12 protein-coding genes are annotated in these 18580 nt (G+C 74.1%); 6 read left to right on the top strand and 6 right to left on the bottom strand.

Features of this window, described 5'->3' with window-relative positions; all coding sequences use genetic code 11:
• Positions 1 to 190: 190 nt before the first annotated feature.
• From ACZ466_RS06715 to ACZ466_RS06705, 3 genes are all read right to left on the bottom strand, one after another.
• The gene (locus tag ACZ466_RS06715; RefSeq protein ID WP_378285958.1) at positions 191 to 1369 is read right to left on the bottom strand and encodes a DUF6745 domain-containing protein; all 1179 of its coding nucleotides are present in this window, start codon (positions 1367 to 1369) and stop codon (positions 191 to 193) included.
• Between the two features lie 14 nt (positions 1370 to 1383).
• Positions 1384 to 1710, bottom strand: a complete 327-nt coding sequence (locus ACZ466_RS06710; protein WP_378285957.1) for a hypothetical protein — start codon at positions 1708 to 1710, stop codon at positions 1384 to 1386.
• Between the two features lie 173 nt (positions 1711 to 1883).
• On the bottom strand, positions 1884 to 3257 hold the full coding sequence (locus ACZ466_RS06705; protein WP_378285956.1) for a threonine/serine exporter family protein: 1374 nt from the start codon (positions 3255 to 3257) through the stop codon (positions 1884 to 1886).
• A 151-nt stretch (positions 3258 to 3408) separates the two neighbouring features.
• On the opposite strand from ACZ466_RS06705, the gene ACZ466_RS06700 reads away from it, so the two are divergent.
• Positions 3409 to 5538, top strand: coding sequence for a RecQ family ATP-dependent DNA helicase (locus ACZ466_RS06700; protein ID WP_378285955.1), 2130 nt, complete (start codon positions 3409 to 3411; stop codon positions 5536 to 5538).
• Positions 5539 to 5868: 330 nt separating this feature from the next.
• Entirely contained in the window at positions 5869 to 6918 is a 1050-nt protein-coding gene (locus ACZ466_RS06695) for a LysR family transcriptional regulator (RefSeq protein ID WP_378285954.1), read from the top strand.
• 1524 nt (positions 6919 to 8442) lie between these two features.
• Here the strand turns inward: ACZ466_RS06695 and ACZ466_RS06690 are convergent.
• Complete coding sequence (locus ACZ466_RS06690; RefSeq protein ID WP_378285953.1) at positions 8443 to 9369, bottom strand: carbohydrate kinase family protein; 927 nt, start codon at positions 9367 to 9369, stop codon at positions 8443 to 8445.
• Positions 9370 to 9559: 190 nt separating this feature from the next.
• Between ACZ466_RS06690 and ACZ466_RS06685 the strand changes: the two genes are divergently transcribed.
• The 3 genes from ACZ466_RS06685 (at position 9560) to ACZ466_RS06675 (ending at position 14162) form a co-directional block, all read left to right on the top strand.
• Positions 9560 to 12019 (top strand): bifunctional acetate--CoA ligase family protein/GNAT family N-acetyltransferase, encoded by a 2460-nt coding sequence (locus ACZ466_RS06685; RefSeq protein WP_378285952.1) that lies wholly within the window; start codon positions 9560 to 9562, stop codon positions 12017 to 12019.
• 449 nt (positions 12020 to 12468) lie between these two features.
• Positions 12469 to 13050 carry a DUF5998 family protein gene (locus ACZ466_RS06680; RefSeq protein WP_378285951.1) on the top strand — a complete coding sequence of 194 codons (582 nt, stop codon included), beginning with the start codon at positions 12469 to 12471 and terminating at the stop codon, positions 13048 to 13050.
• Positions 13047 to 14162, top strand: coding sequence for an alkaline phosphatase family protein (locus tag ACZ466_RS06675; protein WP_378285950.1), 1116 nt, complete (start codon positions 13047 to 13049; stop codon positions 14160 to 14162). The genes ACZ466_RS06680 and ACZ466_RS06675 overlap by 4 nt, the downstream gene beginning before the upstream one ends.
• Positions 14163 to 14184: 22 nt before the next feature.
• Here the strand turns inward: ACZ466_RS06675 and ACZ466_RS06670 are convergent, their stop codons facing one another.
• Positions 14185 to 14937, bottom strand: coding sequence for a Clp protease N-terminal domain-containing protein (locus ACZ466_RS06670; protein WP_378285948.1), 753 nt, complete (start codon positions 14935 to 14937; stop codon positions 14185 to 14187).
• Between the two features lie 157 nt (positions 14938 to 15094).
• On the opposite strand from ACZ466_RS06670, the gene ACZ466_RS06665 reads away from it, so the two are divergent.
• Complete coding sequence (locus ACZ466_RS06665) at positions 15095 to 15925, top strand: sulfurtransferase (RefSeq protein WP_378285947.1); 831 nt, start codon at positions 15095 to 15097, stop codon at positions 15923 to 15925.
• A gap of 76 nt (positions 15926 to 16001) precedes the next feature.
• On the opposite strand, the gene ACZ466_RS06660 is transcribed toward ACZ466_RS06665, so the two are convergent.
• A complete protein-coding gene (locus ACZ466_RS06660) occupies positions 16002 to 18521 on the bottom strand; it encodes a CHAT domain-containing protein (RefSeq protein ID WP_378285946.1) in 2520 nt (839 codons plus the stop codon).
• Between the last annotated feature and the right edge of the window lie 59 nt (positions 18522 to 18580).

Below are 18580 nucleotides of genomic sequence, written 5' to 3'. Positions count from 1 at the left end.
TGGGCGGATGTCCCCTGATGACTAGGGAAGTGATCATCAAGGGACATCCGCCGTGGCGGCCGGGGACACCGCCCCGACCGGTCTAGAACCGCCCTCCACCACCCCGCGGGCCTGGACCCTTGAGCACGGGCCCGGCAGGTAGCGGCGTCCCGCCCGGCGGCGGTTCGGCGATGGGCGTTTGGGATGGGCGTCAGGTCTCCTTCTCCGGGCGGTAGTCGCGGGGGTCGATGCCGAACGTCCAGGCCACGCCCTCGCGGGCGGTGCGCGTGCCCGGCGGGACCCGCAGGAAGTAGGTGCGGTACGACCCGTCCGGCTCCGGTGTGGAGTTGACCACTTCGACCATGGCGATGGCCTCGTCGCCGGGGAGGTCGATCCGCCACAGCACTCCGGACTCGCCCCGGTTCACCGGCTTGGCCCCGGTCTCGGCGAGGTAGCGGTCGTAGCCGAAGATCTCGAGCATGATCCGCCGCTGCTCGGCGTTGGCCTCGGCCCGGATCCGCTCGGGCGTCAGGTCGGTCAGCGACTCGATGAAACCGCCGGGCATCGGCATGCCGCGCCAGGCGTGCAGCGAGAGCCCGTCACCGTAGGCCAGGGCGGGCCCGTCGCCCCGGTGCAGGCGGCCCTGCTCGTCGCGGTGCAGGACGACCGGGCGCTCGGAGATGATCGCGATCCGCTCGTACGGCCACCACCAGCCCGCCACCCGGGAGACCTCCGCCAGCCCGGCCAGCGCGGCGCCGGGATGGCCGTGGGCGTCGAGATGGCCGAGGGAGTCGACCAGCGACAGCCACGGGGCGTCGTGCTGGCCGAGGACTGCGTCGAGGGTGGCGCCGCGCAGCAGGGTCGCGGTCGCGGGGTGGTCCGCGGCCAGTTCGCCGATGGCGCGGCGGACCCGCGTCGCGAGGTCGTCGACCTGGGCCCAGAGGCGGCCGCCGGTCTCCGCCCAGGCGCGTGCCCACTGCTCCGGCCCCAGTTCGGAGCATGCGGCGGTGCGCGCCTTCTCCCACGGGAGGGTGCGCACGGCCTCGCGCACGCTCGCACCCGTCTCCGGCATGTCGACCAGGGGCGCGACCGGCGCGATGTACTCGCCGAGCCCCGCCTCCCGGAGCGCGTCCCCGTGGCCGGCGATCAGTGCGGCGGCGATCGCGCCGTGCGCGGGGGAGGGCACCCAGACGATGCGTTCGGGCGGCGCCAGGCCGGCGGCCGTGTAGGCGGTGCGGACTCCGGCCTCGGCGCGCTCGTGCTCGGCGGTGCCGGTCGGGCCGGAGGAGAAGGCGACGGACTGCCAGGCGAGGACGGTCTCGCCGCGCGTCCGGACGGGGGCCTGCGGCTCGTCGGCGCCGGCGGGGGTCTCCTGGGTCGTGGTCTGCACGTCGGGCCTCCGGCTCAGTCGGCCACGACGCGGACGGCGCCCGGCACGTACTCGCGCTGGCGGATGACGCGGAACCAGCCCTTCGGGAGGGCGATCGCCGCGTGCTCCTCGTGCACCAGGCGCCCGCCGTGGGGGAGATGCAGATGGTCGGGGCGCAGCGGATCGGCGTCGCGCAGCAGCTCGCCGGGGGCCGCGACGGCGTGCGCGTGGCCGGTCGCCTCGCCCAGCGCGAGCACCATGCGACCGCGGTCGTCGCGGGGCGCCGGCGACAGCCCGCGCGCGGCGGCGGGGATCTCGTCCTCGGGGACGGGAACGATGAGGATGTCTCCCTGTCGGTACATGTGCCGCAACGTAACCGGCGCCACTGACATTTCCGCGCCGCCGGACCGCCGGAAACCCGCCGCGTCCCCCGGAACCATCGGCCTCTGAAGCTCTGACCAGCGAGGCCACCCGTCTCGGGGACCGCCGGAAAATCGGTGCCGGGCGACCGCCGGACGAGCGATCGCCCGGACGGTCAGTAGCCGCGGGTGCGGCGGGCGGCGGGACGCGCCCAGCGGCCCGAGGCGCTGAGCCCGACCCGCTGGAAGGCCCGGACGAGTTCACCGCCGAGGTTGACCCCCGCGCCCAGGGCCAGCGCCACCGACAGCGCGGCGATGAGGCTGAGCACCCCCGCCTCCGGGTCGCCCGTGTTCAGCTCGACCATGCCCCGGTAGAGGAGCGTTCCCGGCAGCAGCGGCGCGATGGCCGGGACGACGTAGGGCAGCACGGGCGCGTTCCGGCGGCGCGCCAGCATGCTGGCCAGCAGGCCGATGGTGGTGGCGGAGATGGCCGAGGCCAGGACCGGGGTCACGTTCCAGTTGAGCAGGAGCACGTACATGACCCAGATCACGCCGCCGCCCAGGGCCGCCGCGACGAGCACGTCCTTGGGCACGGCCAGGGACACCGCGAACGCCAGTGACACCGCCGCGGCCGCCAGCACGGGCACCGGCTCGAAGAGGGCGGGGGATTCGGGCAGGTGGGCGACGCTCACGTTCACGTTCAGCTTCACCGCCACGTACACGACCACGCCCAGCCCGGCGACGATCGCGGCGATGATGAAGAACACCTCCAGCATGCGCGCGCCCGCGCTCACCAGATCGCCGGTGATGCCGTCCTGGATGCTCGCCACCAGGGGGCGGCCGGGCAGCAGCGCGAGGACCGCGCCGGTCACCACCGTGGACGCGCGCGCGGGGCTGCCCATCGCCACCACCATCGCGGCGGCCGTGGCGCCGAACGACGAGGCCACGAGAAGCTGGAAGAACTCGGCGATCCCCCGGCGCGCCAGGGCGGCGGCGGCGCGGTCGCCCAGCATCGTCGCCACGAACGCGGTCGCGGCGACCAGGGGTCCGCCGCCCACCAGCACGCTGGCGGACGCCGCGATCAGCCCGAACGACACCACCAGCAGCCACGGCGGGTAGGGGCCGCGGCCCCGCTTGATCGCGGCCAGGCGGGCGTGCGCCTCTTCGAGCTCCAGCATCCCGATCGAGGCTTCCTGGACGATCTGGTGCAGCGCGGTGAGCCGCCAGTACGCGGGGGTGCGGCGCCGGATCGCGCGCGACCCGGTGACCGGGAGCGCGCTGCCCCCCGGGTGGGCCGACACCAGCAGGCTGGTGAAGGTGACCTGGACCTCGCAGCGGGGCAGTTCGTAGGCCACCGCCAGGCCGAGCATCGCCTCGTTCACCCGCTCGGTGGACTCGCCGCTGGCCAGCAGCAGTTCCCCCACGCGCAGCACGAGGTCGATCACCCGTGCGTTGACGATCTCGCTGGGTTCGTCCTCCGGGGGTTCCGGTGGCGAGCCGTCCATCAGGACCTGCCAGGTCCGCCGCAAGCGCTCCGTCGCCCGCCTCATTCCCGGTCCTACGCCTCCGTCCGTTCCCGGCACCGAATTCGACGGAAGGCTACCCGTTTGGGGATCATGCTCAATCCAGCGGGGAGGGGAGAGTTGTCCCCAGAATCGGGTTCGGGTGCATGCCGTCGGCGGCGGCTGGTAGCAAGGACGAATGAGCCTTCCCGAGACTCCGCCGGGCCCCGCCGACCCCGCCTCCGACGACGGGCTGCGCGCCGAGGCCGAGCGCTGCCTGCGCGCCCTGGCGGGGGAGGGCGCGCGGCTGCGCGACGACCAGTGGACCGCGATCCACGCGCTGGTCGTCGGGCGGCGCCGGGCGCTGGTCGTGCAGCGCACCGGCTGGGGCAAGTCCGCCGTCTACTTCGTCGCGACCCGGCTGCTGCGCGGCCGCGGCGCCGGCCCCACGGTGATCGTCTCGCCGCTGCTGGCGCTGATGCGCAACCAGATCGACGCCGCCGCCCGGGCCGGGATCCACGCCCGGACGATCAACTCCGCCAACACCGACGACTGGGAGCCGATCTTCGCCGAGGTCGAGGCGGGCGCGGTGGACGTGCTGCTGGTCAGCCCCGAGCGGCTCAACAACCCCGACTTCCGCGACCTGGTGCTGCCCAAGCTCGCCGCCGGGGCGGGCCTGGTCGTGGTCGACGAGGCGCACTGCATCTCCGACTGGGGCCACGACTTCCGCCCCGACTACCGGCGCCTGCGCACCCTGCTGGCCGAGCTCCCGCCGGGCATCCCCGTGCTGGCCACCACGGCGACCGCCAACGCCCGCGTCACCCAGGACGTCGCCGAGCAGCTGGCCGCCGACGACGCGCTGGTGCTGCGCGGCGCCCTCGAACGCGACTCGCTGCACCTGGCCGTGGTGCGGCTCGCCGAGCCCGAACGCCGGATCGCCTGGCTGGGCGAGCATCTCGGCACGCTCCCCGGCTCGGGCATCGTCTACACCCTCACCGTCGCCGCCGCCCACGAGATCGCGGGCTACCTGCGCGACCGCGGGTACGAGGTGGCCGCCTACTCCGGCCAGACCGATCCCGCCGAGCGGCTCCAGGCCGAGCGCGACCTCCTCGACAACAAGCTCAAGGCCCTGGTCGCCACCAGCGCCCTGGGCATGGGCTTCGACAAGCCCGACCTGGGCTTCATCGTCCATGTGGGCGCCCCGCAGTCGCCGGTGGCCTACTACCAGCAGATCGGCCGTGCCGGACGCGGCGTCGACCGCGCCGAGGTGATCCTCCTCCCCGGCCGGGAGGACCGCGACATCTGGGCCTACTTCGCCAGCCTGGCGTTCCCCCCGGAACCGGTCGTGCGGGCCACGCTCGACGTGCTGGAGGCGGCGGGCCGCCCGCTGTCCACCGGCGCCCTGGAGCCCCGCGTCGACCTGGGCCGGGCCCGCCTGGAGATGATGCTCAAGGTCCTGGACGTCGACGGTGCCGTCCGCCGGGTGAAGGGCGGCTGGACGGCCACCGGCCGGGACTGGTCCTACGACCGCGAACGGTACGAGCGGGTGGCCGGCGAGCGCACCCGCGAGCAGCGCGCCATGCTCGACTACCTCGCCACCGAGGGCTGCCGCGAGGAGTTCCTGCGCCGCCAGCTGGACGACCCCGCGGCCGGTCCGTGCGGCCGCTGCGACAACTGCACCGGCCGGCACTGGCCCGCCGAGGTGTCCGAGGCGGGCGCCGCCAAGGCCCGCGACCGGCTGCGCCGTCCCGGCGTGGAGGTCGCCCCGCGCCGCATGTGGCCCACCGGGGTCAAGGACGACCTCGGCGTCTCCGGCCGCATCGCCCCCGACCACCAGGCCGAGCCCGGCCGGGCCCTGGGCCGCCTCACCGACATCGGCTGGGGCAACCGGCTCCGCGAGCTGTTCGCCGGGTCCGACACCGACGTCTCCCCGGAGATGTTCGACGCCGTGGTGAAGGTCCTGGCCGCCTGGGACTGGTCCAGCCGTCCGGCGGGCGTGGTCACCATCGGCTCCCACACCCGCCCTCGCCTGGTCGAGGGCCTGGGGCGGCGGCTGGCGGAGATCGGCCGGCTGCCCTACCTGGGCGGGTTCGTCCCCCTAGGTGAGCCGATCCCGCGCCGCCACAACAGCGCCCAGCGCCTGCGCTCGGTCTGGCACGCTCTGACCCTGCCCGACGACGTCGCCGCCGCCGTCCGCGAGGCGGACGGCCCGATCCTGCTGGTCGACGACCGGATGGAGACCGGCTGGACCATGACCGTGGCCGCCCGCCGCCTCCGCGAAGCCGGCGCCCCGGCCGTCCTCCCCCTGACCCTCGCCGTGACCACATGACCCGCGATCACGGACTTCCTCACCAAACCCTTCACCGCCCCGGCAGGCCCGTTCCCCAGAACGAGAGGACGAGACCCCGCGCGTGACCGCCCCTCGTGGGTCGCGCGCAGGTGCCCTGCCGGTGCGGGTGGGCGGTGGGACGGGGCCGTGCGCGGCCCCGGGCAACGGGAGAAAAGTGTTCTAGAGGTCAGTAAAGATCGTCCAGCTGTTTGGGAGAACATCTAGAGATTAGTTCGGGGGTAATTGTCATCAGTTCCCCTTGGAATGGCCGAGCGGCCATTTGGCGAGGTCGTCGCCCGCCGATCCGGCGGGGTAGTACCGTCCGTGTCCGTGTCGTCCTCTTTGCCGTCCCCCGCCCGTCCGCTGCTCGACGAGCTCCTCGACTGCCCGCCCGGGTTGCTGGACACCACCTTCGACCAGCTGCGGACGCTGCTGGTGGTGTACGAGACGGGCTCGGCGCTGCGGGCCGCCCGCGCCCTCGGCCGCGAGCAGTCCAGCGTCCAGAAGCAGCTCGACACGCTCAACCGCAACTGCCAGGCGCTGTGCGGGGAGGTGCTCACGCTGCGGCAGGGGCGGGGCAAGGACTTCCTGTTCACCCCGACCGGCGAGGGCGCGGCGCGGCTGGCGCGGGAGACGCTGCGGGAGTGGCTGGACGCGGTGCACCTGAGCCGCCGCCGCCTCGGCCGGATGATCACCGTGGGCACCACCGAGTTCACCCTGCCGATCGTGTCCCGCGCCTGGGACCTGGTGGCCGAGGAACTGCGGCAGCGCGAGGTGGAGTTCAAGGTCGTGCACGTGCGGACCAAGGACCTGTGGTCGCGGCTGGAGTCCAAGGAGATGGACCTGATCTGCGGCACGATCGTCAGCACCCCCGACGGCGACCGGAGGCTGCGCGACCACGAGGTGGTGGAGTACGCGCGCGGCCGGGCGATGCTGCTCACCAATCTGGGCGAGCCGGAGCTGCCCGGCGACACGGCGCGCACCAGCGACCTGGCGGGCCTGCCGCTGGTGGTCCCGCCGGCCGGGCTGATCGCCGACTTCCTGGCCTGCTGGTACGGGCCGGGCTTCCGGGAGCGGCTCAACGTCGTCGCCGACATCGACGACGTGCACTACGGGTTCTCGCTGCTGCGCTCCGGCTTCGTCCGCGGCTGCATGATCGTCACGGCCTCGATCGGCCGCCGCATGGCCGAGCGGGTCGAGCCGGGGGAGCGGCCGCTGCGCACCCTCGACCTGCACGACGACCTGGAGCCCAAGGCCGAGCTGATGACCGGCGCGTTCGTGCGCAAGGCCGACCTCGAACGCTACGACACGGGCCATCCGCTCAACCGCCTGTGGCACGCCGTGCAGGAGGACGCCCGCCTCTACACGACCCAGCCCTAAGCGCTCCACGACACAGGCCCCACCCCGCGACAACCCTCGCCAGGCCACAAGCACCCCGGCACGCAACCATCGCCGCCCTACCTGCTGGCCCGCCGGCCGGACGCCGCTGGACCACGTCGTTGGCGCCCTGTCGCGGCCGCCCGCCGAGGTGCCGCGCGCTGCTGATCGCCGGCCCCCCCAGCGCAGCGAGCTGGCCAGCGCGACCACAAGGCACCGCCGGCTTCGAGGGGATTTCGCGGAGATCCATGCGGGCGGCGGCGCCCGTGAAGCGCATGGTGGCCGGGACGAGCAGGGAGCGGACCGGCAGGGCGTCCACGACGACGGCGACGAACGTGCCGATGACGACGAGGAACAGCGGCGCGAGTCCTCCTGGCCGTCGCCCCAGAGACGGAGATGGCACGGAGCGCAGCTCTCACCCAGGCTCAGGCCGGAGTTCGCGTGGTGAGCTGGGCCGCCGTCGGCCACCGCCGAGGAGCCCCATGGTCGACTTCAGCACCTCGCTGGAGAGCACGGCCGCCAGCGCCCCGGGCCAGGGCCCGCGGTGCGGCGGGTCGCCGCGCTGCGGCGCGCTGCGGCTTGGCCGTGCGGCTACGGCGGCCGGTCTTCCCGGATCTTCGGCGGCTCCCGGCGCCGGCGCGCCGGGAAGCCTGCCCGCGCGAGCCAGCCTGAGGTCCGGCGGGTCGCCGCGCTGCGGCGCGCCGCGCTTGGCCGTGCGGTAACGGCGGCCGGTCTCCCCGGATCTTCGGCGGCTCCCGGCTCCTGTACTTCGCTGGAGGGCATGGCCAACGGCGTCCCGGAGCCGGGCCCGCGGTGCGGCGGGTCGCCGCGCTTGGCCTTGCGGCAACGGCGGCTGGCCTTCCCGGATCTTCGGCGGCTCCCGGCGCCGGCGCGCCGGGAAGCCCGCCCGCGCTAGCCAGATGGACACGCGCGGGTCTCAACGGCGCCTTGGCGGGTCGCCGTGCCGCATTCGGCTCGCGGCGGCCGACCATGAGGGCGAGATCCACCACCCCGACCGCGCGCCGGGCGGGGGCCGCCGAACGGCCGGGCCGCGTGGGCGAGCGTCACCGGGCAATCGCCAAGCGATGTCATTGCGGCTGCGGAACCCCGGTGGCGCGGGGTGCCGCCGGGCGGCGCCGACTCGGGTGCGCTCGTACGCGGATCCGGCGCGCCACACATGCCCGTCGTCGGGGCGAACCGCCGGGCGAGCGCCGTGGGCCGGCGCCGTGGATCGGCGCGCCGGTAGACGTCGCGGGTAGGCGCGCCCGCCCTTGTTCTCGGCGCCCCGCGCCGCCGCCCGAGCCGCCGGGGCGCGACCGGCGCTCGCCGCCGGCAGCTAGCGCCAACCCCCGGGGACTCAGGACGGCGCTGCTCGGCGCGCGGCAGCGCGAGCGCTGGCCTCAAGCGTCGGCCTCAAGCGTCGGCCGCCGCTGGTGACCGTGCGCGGGCCGGGCTCACGGCGGCCACGGGGTGTGGGCATGGCGAAGGGCCCGGGGCCTTGCGGCGCCGGGCCCTCCAGCCGAGCGGTCAGTTCTTGATCTGGTTGTCGACCACGTCGAGGGTCGGGCGGGCGCCCAGGTGCTGCATGGCGCGGGCGGCCAGGCGGCACCCGGCGTTCAGCGCCTCGGCCGGCGGCTTGCCGTCCAGCCACACCGGGAGGAAGCCCGCGACGAACGCGTCCCCGGCGCCCGTACCATCGATGATCTTGTCGACCGGTTCGGCGGCGACGGTGACCGGCTCGGGACGGCCGTTGGTGTACCAGAGCGCCCCGTCACCACCGTTCATGATCACGACCTGCGGGTACCAGGCGGTGAGTACCTTGGCGGCCTGGTCGGGCGTGTCCCGCCCGGTCAGCACCTCGGCCTCCTTGGCGTTGACCACCAGCAGCCGGGCGCCCTGCGTCCACTCCAGGAACGGTTCGGCTCCCATCCGCTTGAGCGGGGACGAGGAGCCCGCGTCCACCGAAATGGACATCTGGGCCTTGCGGGCCAGTTCCAAGGTGTGGACGGCGGCCTTCCTCGACCCCTCGTTGATCAGGGAGTACCCGGAAAGGTGCAGGTGGGTTCCCTGGTTGAAAAGGTCTCTGCAGCGTTCGATGTCCTCCGGGAGGAGTGCCGCGTTGGCCCCGGGGTCGGACAGCATGGTCCGGTCACCCTTATGGGTGATCAGCACCACACAGGTCCCCGTGGGCCGCTCCTGGTCCATGACCAGGCGGGCGTCCACGCCGTACCCCATGAGCTCCATGTCCCGGTTCCGGCCCGCGATGTCGGAGCCGCGGCGGCCCACGAAGGCGGCCTCGACCCCCTCAAGGGCGAGCCACGAGGCCACGTTGGCGCCCGAACCGCCTCCGTGCGTCGTCACGGCGGCGGGCGTGTCGCTGCCCTTGGCCAGGGGAAATGCGGCACGAGCCACGGTATCAGTCATCAAATCGCCGACCACGACCACGCGCGTCATGGAGTCATCACCTCGATCAACACGGCCCGCGCGAGCGGCATTCTGGGCGTGTGGTCGACCGTAACAGTTCTTGCCCCCCGAATAGGTCTCGAACGCGCAGCGAAACCAGGGAACCCGGCGTTTTTCCCTGCGCATGGTCACCGGATGGTGACGGAGGCGGAGGTGGGCGAGGTGCCATAACCTCGGGTACGTGAGCGAGCGTTATCCGGATCATTGGGAGGCCGACGTCGTCCTCACCGACGGCGGGACGGCGCATCTGCGTCCCATCCGGAGCGGCGACGCCGACCTGCTGCGCGCCTTCTACGCCCGGCTGTCGCCCGAGTCGATCTACTACCGGTTCTTCTCGCCGCGGCCGAAGCTGTCCGACCGTGAGATCGAGCACTTCGTCAACGTCGACCACGACCGCCGGGTCGCGCTGATCGCGACGATCGGCGGGTCGATGGTGGCGGTGGTCCGCTACGACCGGCTGTCCGACCGTCCCGGCACGGCCGAGGTGGCCTTCCTGGTCGAGGACGCCCACCAGGGGCGGGGCCTGGGCGCGGTGCTGCTGGAGCACATCGCGGCCGCGGCCAGGGAGTGCGGGGTCGACCGGTTCGTGGCGAGCGTGCTGCCCGACAACCGGCGGATGACCCGGGTGTTCCGGGAGGTCGGGTACCGGGCCGAGCAGCGGTTCGAGGACGGCGTGATCGAGATGCGGCTGGACCTGGAGCCGACCGAGACGGCGGTGGAGGTGATGGCGGCCCGCGAGCACCGCGCCGAGTCCCGGTCGATCCAGCGGCTGCTGTTCCCCGGGTCGGTGGCGGTGGTCGGCGCGAGCCGGGCCGCCCACAGCGTCGGGCAGACCGTGATGCGGCACCTGCTGCGCGGAGACTTCACCGGGCCCGTCTACCCGGTGCACCCCACCGCCACCGCTGTGGCGGGGGTGCGGGCCTACACCTCGGTCCTGGACATCCCCGACGACATCGACTTGGCCGTGGTGTCCGTGCGGGCCGACTCCGTGCACGAGGTGGTCGAGCAGTGCGCGAGCAAGGGCGTGCGCGGCCTCATCGTGGTGTCGTCCGGTTTCGGGGAGACGGGCCCGGAGGGCAGGGCGCGGCAGGAGGAGCTGGTCCGGCTGGCCCGCGCCTACGGGATGCGCGTGGTCGGTCCCAACTGCCTCGGGATCGCCAACACCGACCCCGAGGTGCGCCTGAACGCGACCCTCGCCCCCACCATGCCCGGCAGGGGGCCGGTCGGCTTCTTCTCGCAGTCGGGCGCGCTGGGCATCGCGATCCTGCAGCGCACGGCCGAACGCGGCCTGGGCCTGTCGTCCTTCGTCTCGGCCGGCAACCGGGCGGACGTGTCGGGCAACGACCTGATGCAGTACTGGGAGGAGGACCCGGCCACCAAGGCGGTCCTGCTGTACCTGGAGTCGCTGGGCAACCCCCGCAAGTTCGCGCGGCTGGCGCGCCGCCTCAGCCGCCGCAAGCCGATCGTGGCGGTCAAGAGCGGCCGCAGCACCCAGGGCATCCCGATCGGGCACGCCGCCCAGGCGCTGAGCCTGCCCGACCACGCGGTCAGCGCGCTGTTCGCCCAGGCGGGCGTGATCCGGGTGGAGGACCTGTCGGAGCTGTTCGACGTGGCCCAGCTGCTGGCCTACCAGCCGCTGCCCTCCGGCGACCGCATCGCGATCATCGACAACTCCGACTCGCTGGGCCTGCTCGCCCAGGACGCCGCCGTGGCCCTCGGCCTGGACGTCGGCGCCCCCGTCAACCTCGGCCCCCGCGCCGGAGCCGACGAGTACGAGGCGGCGCTCGCCGGGGCGCTGGAGGACGAGAGCGTGGACGCCGTCGTGGCGCTGTTCACCCCGCCCACGATCGGCGGCTACGACGTCCGGGTGCCGGAGAAGCTGCTGCGGCTGGCCACCGGAAGCTCCAAGCCGATCGTGGCGACCTACCTGGGCTCCGAGGGCATGCCGGAGGAACTGCGCGTCCTCGGCCCCGACGGGACGGCGGCGGAGGGGTCGATCCCCTCGTACCCGGCGCCGGAGGACGCGGTACGGGCTCTGGCCTATGTCATCAGGTACGCGCAGTGGCGGCAGCGCCCGCAGGGCACCGTCCCAGAGCTGGCGGACACCGATCGCAAGCGCGCGCGGGCGCTGGTCGGCGAATGGCTGGATTCGGGCGCCCCGGTGACGGCCACCCCAGAGCAGGCGGCCGAGCTGCTGGCCTGCTACGGGGTCACGATCGTCGACAAGGACGACGCCGGATCTCTGGGCGACGGCGTTCCGGCGCGCATCGTCACCATGGAGGACGCCTCGTTCGGGGCGGTCGTGTCGTTCGGCCTGGCCGATGAGACGGCGGCGCTGCTGGACGACCGTGCCTACCGCCTGGCTCCCTTGACCGACGTCGAGGCGGCCGAACTGGTGCGCGCGATTCGCACGGCGCCCCTTCTCCTAGGTCACCGCGGCGCGGAGCCTGTCGATGTGCCCGCCCTGGAGGAACTGCTCCTGCGGGTGTCCCGCCTTGGCGACGACCTGCCCGAGGTGGCGAGGCTGGAACTCGACCCCGTCATCGTGGGTACCTCGGGCATCGCCGTACGCGAGGTGACCTTGCGCCTGGAACGCCCCAGAGGCCCTCGCCCCGAACTAGGCCCCCGCCGTCTCCCCTAGAACTCCCTCACCGGCCACCCCGTCCACTGTCGGCCGACGTACGCCGACCGCATCGCCGGGCGGATCAGTCCGGTGGGTTGGGAGGGCTGGGTTCCGGCGTGGGCGGGACCGGATCGGGGGCCGGTCCCGGCGGCTCGGGCTCGGGGCCGGGTCCCGGCGGCACCGGCTGCGGCTCCGGGGTCGGCGGTACGGGGTCGGGTGCGGGTCCCGGCGGGACGGGCTGCGGCGGGCGCGGCGGAGGCTGCGGCGTGGGGCCGGGGGGCGGGACCGGAGGCGGCACCGGCGGCTGAGGGGGAGGAGCCGGGTCCGGGGTGGGCGGCGGAACCGGGGGTGGAGAAGGCAGCGGATCGCGATCTAACATGCACCTCCCCTACCCATAGGGGACCCAAATGACCACGTTGGGGGGACGGCATGTGCGCAGCCCACCCGGGACAGGGCAGGATGGGGCCATGAGGGAAACCCGAGCGACGGCTAACGGCTTGCGCACGGCCATCGAGCGCAGCGGTTACTACCCGGCACTGGTCGCGGACGCGGTCGAGTCGGCGATAGGCGACGAGCGGGTGATCGCCTACGTGGTGCACCACGAGGCGACGTTCGACCCCGCGATGGAAGTGCGGCGCCACGTGACCGTGCTGGTGCTGTCGGCCTCCCGGCTGCTGGTCTGCCATACCGACGAGCACCCGCCCGGCGAGGGCATGGCCCAGCCGCACGCGTCCACCACGACCGAGGCGGTCAAGCTGGACCGCGTCCAGTCCGTCGCCGTGACCCGGGTGGTGCCCGACCCGGCCTCGTACGTGCCGGGGGTGCCGCCCACGGAGGTCGTGCTGACCATCGGCTGGGGCGCCATCGCCCACATCGACCTGGAGCCGGCGACCTGCGGCGACGAGAACTGCGAGGCCGACCACGGCTACACCGGCAGCGTCACCGCCGACGACCTGTCGCTGCGGGTGAGCGAGGCCGCCGACGGCCGGGACGCGGTCGCCCAGGTGCTGGCCTTCGCCGAGGCGCTCTCGGCCGAGACCGCCAAGTGAGCGCCCCGCCGGTCCCGCACTACGGAACGGGGGCGCTCGCCGACCTTCCTCCGTCGGTGCTGGCGTCCCTCGGCGTCCCGGGCGCGGTCGACGTGCTGGGCTTGGAGGCGCTGCCGCGCGCCTGCGTGCTGATCATCGACGGGCTGGGCAGCGACCTGCTGGCGGCGCACCGCGCGCAGGCGCCGTTCCTGTCCTCGATGGCGAGCCGCACGCTGACCGCCGGGTTCCCGGCCACGACCGTGGCCAGCCTGGGGTCGCTGGCCACCGGGCTGCCGCCGGGCGGGCACGGGCTGCTGGGCGTCCAGGTGGCGATCCCGGGCACCGGGCGGCTGCTCAACTGCCTGCGCTGGCAGGACGACTCGGTCGACCCGGAGACCTTCCAGCCCGCTCCGACCATGTACGAGCGCGCGGCGGCCGACGGGGTGGCGGTCTCCTACGTGGCGCTGCGCATGTACCGGGGGAGCGGGCTGACCCGTGCGACGGTGCGCGGGGCGGAGTACGCGGGGGCCGACGGCCTGGGAGAGCTCGTGGGGCGTGCCGAGCGCGCGCTGCGCCTGGGTGACCGGGCCTACGTCACCGTCTACCACGCCGACCTCGACTCCACCGGCCACCGGTACGGGGTGGGGTCGTCGGAATGGCGGCACCACCTCCGGTTCGTCGACCTCCTCACCGAGCAGATCGCCGACGTGCTGCCGCCGGGGACGGCCCTGTACGTCACCGCCGACCACGGCATGGTCGACCCCACCGAACGCGTGGACGTCGACACCACACCGGCCCTCCAGCAGGGGGTCGCCCTGGTCGGAGGGGACGCCCGGGCCCGGTACGTCTACAGCGAGCCGGGCGCCCACGACGACGTCCTGGCCGCCTGGGAGGAGACGCTGGGCGACAGGGCGTGGGTGTGCCCGCGGGACGAGGCGGTGGCCGCGGGGTGGTTCGGCCCGGTCGCCCCCGATCTCCTGGACCGGATCGGCGATGTCATCGCGGTGCCCCACACCGATCTGGCCATCGTGGCGTCGGAACGCGAGCCGTGGCTGGAGCGGATGGTGGGCATGCACGGCTCGCTCGTCCCGGCCGAACTGATGGTGCCGCTGCTCACCCACACCCGCTCCTAGGCGAGCGTCGCAGGGGCGCCGGTCAGTCGAGCCGCTCTTCGAGCCGCTCCAAGCGCTGGACGAGCGGTGCCAGCTCCTGCCGGATCGCCGCCGCCAGGATCTCCGGCCCGGCCTGACCGGCTCCGGCCACCGGCTGCGCGGGCGCGGCGGTCTGGGCGCGGAGGTGGACGTAGCCGGCGAGGGCGGCGTTCACCGCGCGCCTGGCCAGCCGGGGCTCGGCGCCGAGGGAGCGCAGGATGCGGCCCGCGGGCCCGTCCGGTTCGCTGATGAGGCCGAGCAGCAGGTGCTCGCAGCCGATGTAGTTGTGGCCGAGCGAGGTCGCCTCGGTGACGGTCATCTCCAGCGCGGCGGCGGCCTGGGCGCCGAAGCGCAGCGCGGGGTCGTCCTGGACGGGCCCGCCGTCGCCGGTCGCGCGGACGATCTCGCTCCAGATCCGGTCCGGGTCGATGTCGAGGGCGCGCAGCACCTGCAGCGCCAGGTTGCCGCCTTCGGCCAGGAGCCCGCCGAGGAGATGCTCGGTGCCGATCTCGGTGGCGCCCGCGGTGCGGGCCTGCTCGTGCCCCAGCGTGACGGCGGCTCGGGCGCGCTGGGTGAAGCTGTTCAGCTCGGCCATGGCGGCGGCGATGTCGGAGGTGGTGGACGCCGTCTCGCGGATGGCCGTCACGCGCCGCACGGCCTGTTCGAGGGCCCGCTGGCAGACCGCCGAGACCGGGATTCCGGTTTCCTTGACCGCCTCGGCGAGCTCGTCCGGCAGATAGACGTTGATCTTCGGCATCGGGTCCCTTTCGCGGAAGTTGGGGTTACATGGGGGTTATGACCCCAAGATAACCCCAACTCGGGAACGCCGTCCAGTGCGGGCGTCGTAGGCTCGGGACGTGACGAACGCGACTCCGCCCCTCCCGGATCCGGGCAAGGGGGGTCAAACTGACGATGTGCACCCTCTCATCGACGTTCCCGCACTGGCCCGGCTCCTCCGGCACGATCCCCCGCCCGTCCTGCTGGACGTGAGATGGCACCTGGCGGGCCCGCCGGGGATCGACTCCTACCGGCAGGGCCATCTCCCCGGGGCCGTGTTCGTCGACCTGGACCGTGACGTGGCGGGACCGCCGGGCGACGGCGGACGCCACCCGCTGCCCGCGCCCGCCGATTTCGAGGCGGCGATGAGACGTGCCGGCGTATCGGGCGACCGCCTCGTGGTCGTCTACGACGACGCCGACTCCACCGCCGCGGCACGGCTGTGGTGGACACTGCGCTACTTCGGCCACGATCGCGTCCGCGTGCTGGACGGCGGCTTCCGCGCCTGGAACGAGGCAGGACGCCCCGTCACCGATGAGGAGCCCGCCGTCAAGCCCGGCGACTTCATCGCCCGTCCCGCGCGGCTGCCCGTCCTGGACGCCGAGGGCGCCGCCTCACTCGCCAAGGCCGGAACGCTCCTGGACGCCCGCGCGGCCGAGCGCTTCCGCGGCGAGACCGAGCCCGTCGATCCGGTCGCGGGCCACATCCCCGGCGCCCGCAACGCCCCCACCGTGGGCAACGTCGGAGTCGACGGCCGTTTCCTTCCACCCGCGCTGCTCCGCGAGCGCTTCGCCGAACTGGGCGCCACCGACGCCGTCGACGTGGGCGCCTACTGCGGCTCAGGCGTCACCGCCGCGCACGAGATCCTCGCCCTGACCCTGGCGGGCATCCCCGCCGCCCTCTACGTCGGCTCGTGGTCCGACTGGATCACCGACCCGGCCAACCCCGTCGCCACCGGCAACACCTGACCCACCCCCACCCCAGCCCCGGCTGCGGGCGGGGGCCGGGTACGTCGGTGGTGTGGGTGGGGCGGGCCGGGTGGGGTCAGCCTGCGCCGTAGCAGTTGAAGCCTGTGACGCCCGGCGGGCGCGGTGTGGCGGCCAGGGCCCGCGCGGGGCTCTGGCCGGTGGCGAGTGCGGCGTGGAAGGCGGCCATGAAGGACGGGGCGTCGGCGTCGCGCACCGGGGTCACGCTGGCGATCACCGTGGCGGTGCCCAGCGCGAGGAGGACCCCGACCATGCCGATCACCGCGTCCTGGCTCCCGGCGCGGCCCAGATCGCAGGCCGACAGGACGACCACCCGCGGCGGCGCCTCCAGCTCCTCCAGGTCGCACAGCAGCAGCGGGCCGTCGGCCAGGCGGAGGCTGGAGAACAGGACGTTGCCGTCGCGGAACTCGCCGTGCGCGGCCACGTGGGCGAGGTCGGCCCCGTCGAGGGCGTCCCGTACGGTCTCCGCCTCGGCGCGGCCGCCCGTGTACGTTCGCGCCTCCGGATACAGGTCCACGAGCATGCGGACCTCCTGCTCGGCGTGCTTCAGGCCGGGGCCCGAGGCGAGCATCACGTGCCGGGGCTTGCGGGTGGCGTCCGCAGCGTGCGCTTGAAGCCATGCCGCGGCCGATGGGACGACGGTGTACGGCCGTCCTTCCAGGGACGGGAGCATGCCCCAGGCAAGGCCGTGCAGAGGTCCGACAGGAGCGAGGACGACGTCCCCTGCACCGGACAGCTCCGACTTGAGCGGCGCTAGGAGCAGGTCGTCCAGGCGATACATGGCTTGAAGCAACCCGCTGTGCGGGTCGTCATCGGCGCGCTCGACGAGCCGACGCGCGGCGAAGCGGCACAGGCGGGCCTCTTGCTCCACCCGCTTGTACGGCCCCAGGCGATGGCGCTCCAGCCGTCCTGCCCGGACGGTCACGGCGTGCAGCTCGTCCCCGACCCGGATCAGCTCGACCAGCACGCGCCGTCCCAGTGCCGAGGCCAGCCCGGTGAGGGCAGGCCGTTGCGCGGGGCCCCTGCCCGAACGGCTCCGGGTGCGGGCCCGGATCACGGTCTCCAACTGGGCCAGGCGGCCGGACAGCGCGTCGGCGGGCGCTTGGGCGTGGGCCAGGGCGGCGGCGTGCCGGGCGCTCAGGGTGCGGAGTTCGGAGAGGGCCGCGGCCCGGACCGGATCCCGCGGCGGCCGCAGCGACGCCGGGCGCGCCAGGGCCCGGCGTCGCTCCTCAGCCGACAGGAGTTCGCGCGGCGACCGGGCCGCGTGCAGGCCCAGGTCGGCCAGCTCGGCGCCCAGACCGGCGGCCCGGGCGCGCAGTTCGAACGCCCCGAACACCTCCGCGTACTCCTCCACGACACGCAGCCCGGCCCGGACCGCGGCACGGGCGCCGTCGTCGTCGTGCCGCGCCGACCGTTCGAGCGCGGTCGCGTGCCAGGCCGCCGCGCGCAGGGCTGCGGGCCCGTGGTCGCGGGCGCGGGTGACCGGCTCCAGCAGGTGACCGGCGGGACGGCCCAGGAACAGGGCGATGCGGGCGGCGATCACGCGGGCCTCGGCGGAGGTCTCCGCCCAGCCCCGGTCCTGCAGCCGCTCGGCCGTCGCCACCGCCGAGCGCAGGAAGACCGCCGAACGGTCGCCCGCGGCCCAGCGGGCGCGGAGCAGGAGGTGCTCGGCCAGCAGCATCCAGCCCGCGCGCCCGTGGTCGGCGAAGGCGGCGCGGGCGCGTTCGGCGGTCGCCGCGGCGTGCTCCGGGTCGCCGTCGGCCAGCTCGGCGTGCCCCAGCAGCAGGAGGCCGTCGGCGACGTCGCACCGGTAGCCGTTGGCGGTCACCTCGACGAGCGTGGCCTCCAGGAGGGGACGCGCCTCGCCGGGCAGCCCCGCCTGGATCAAGGTCTCGGCGACATCGAAACGGCACTGCGCGACGCGTTCGGGCGTCAGCCTGGGCTCGGCGGCGGCGAAGAGGCGCAGCGCCCGGGGGACGTCGCCGCGCCTGGACGCGACGAAGGCGAGGTTGCCCCGGGCCATCGCGGCGACGTGACACAGGCCCGCGTCCTCTCCCACGGTGACGGCCTCGGTGAGGGCCGCCTCGGCGGTGTCGAGGTCGCCGCGAAGGGCACGCGCCAGGCCGAGGTTGGTGAGGAGCCCGGTCAGCGTCACGGGGTCGTGCTGCCGGCGAAGACGGGGGAGGGTCTGGGACGCGACGGCATCGGCCTCGGGAACCCGTCCCGCACGAGCCAGCGCACAGGCGATATTGGCCGCCAGCCGGTCCGCGTCGGCGCCCTGCAGAACACCCTCCGCACGAGCCCCTTCGGCCAGCGCCCCATGGAAGTCGCCACGCGCGGAGAGCAGGCCGACGAGGTTCATCCGTACGAGGGCGGCCTCATAACCCTGCGCGCGTGCCAGGGCCTCGTTGAGCAGACCTATGCCTTCCTGCAGTCGGCCCAGTTCCTTGGCGGCCAGCCCTGCGGCGCGCAACGCGATGACCATGGCCCGTCCTGAGGAGGCGGTGCCCGCACGGGACAGGAAGGCCCGTGCGCTGGCATACGCGGTGGCCGGGTCGGACATCGCCAGCCGCAGCAACTCCTCCGCCCCATCGTCAGCTGCCCTTTTCGCAGTCTCGCGCTCCCCGGATTCGCGTT

This window comes from Actinomadura rugatobispora (assembly GCF_055379765.1).
The sequence above is the reverse complement of the archived record's forward strand: the minus strand, read 5'-3'. Positions and strand labels throughout refer to the sequence as shown.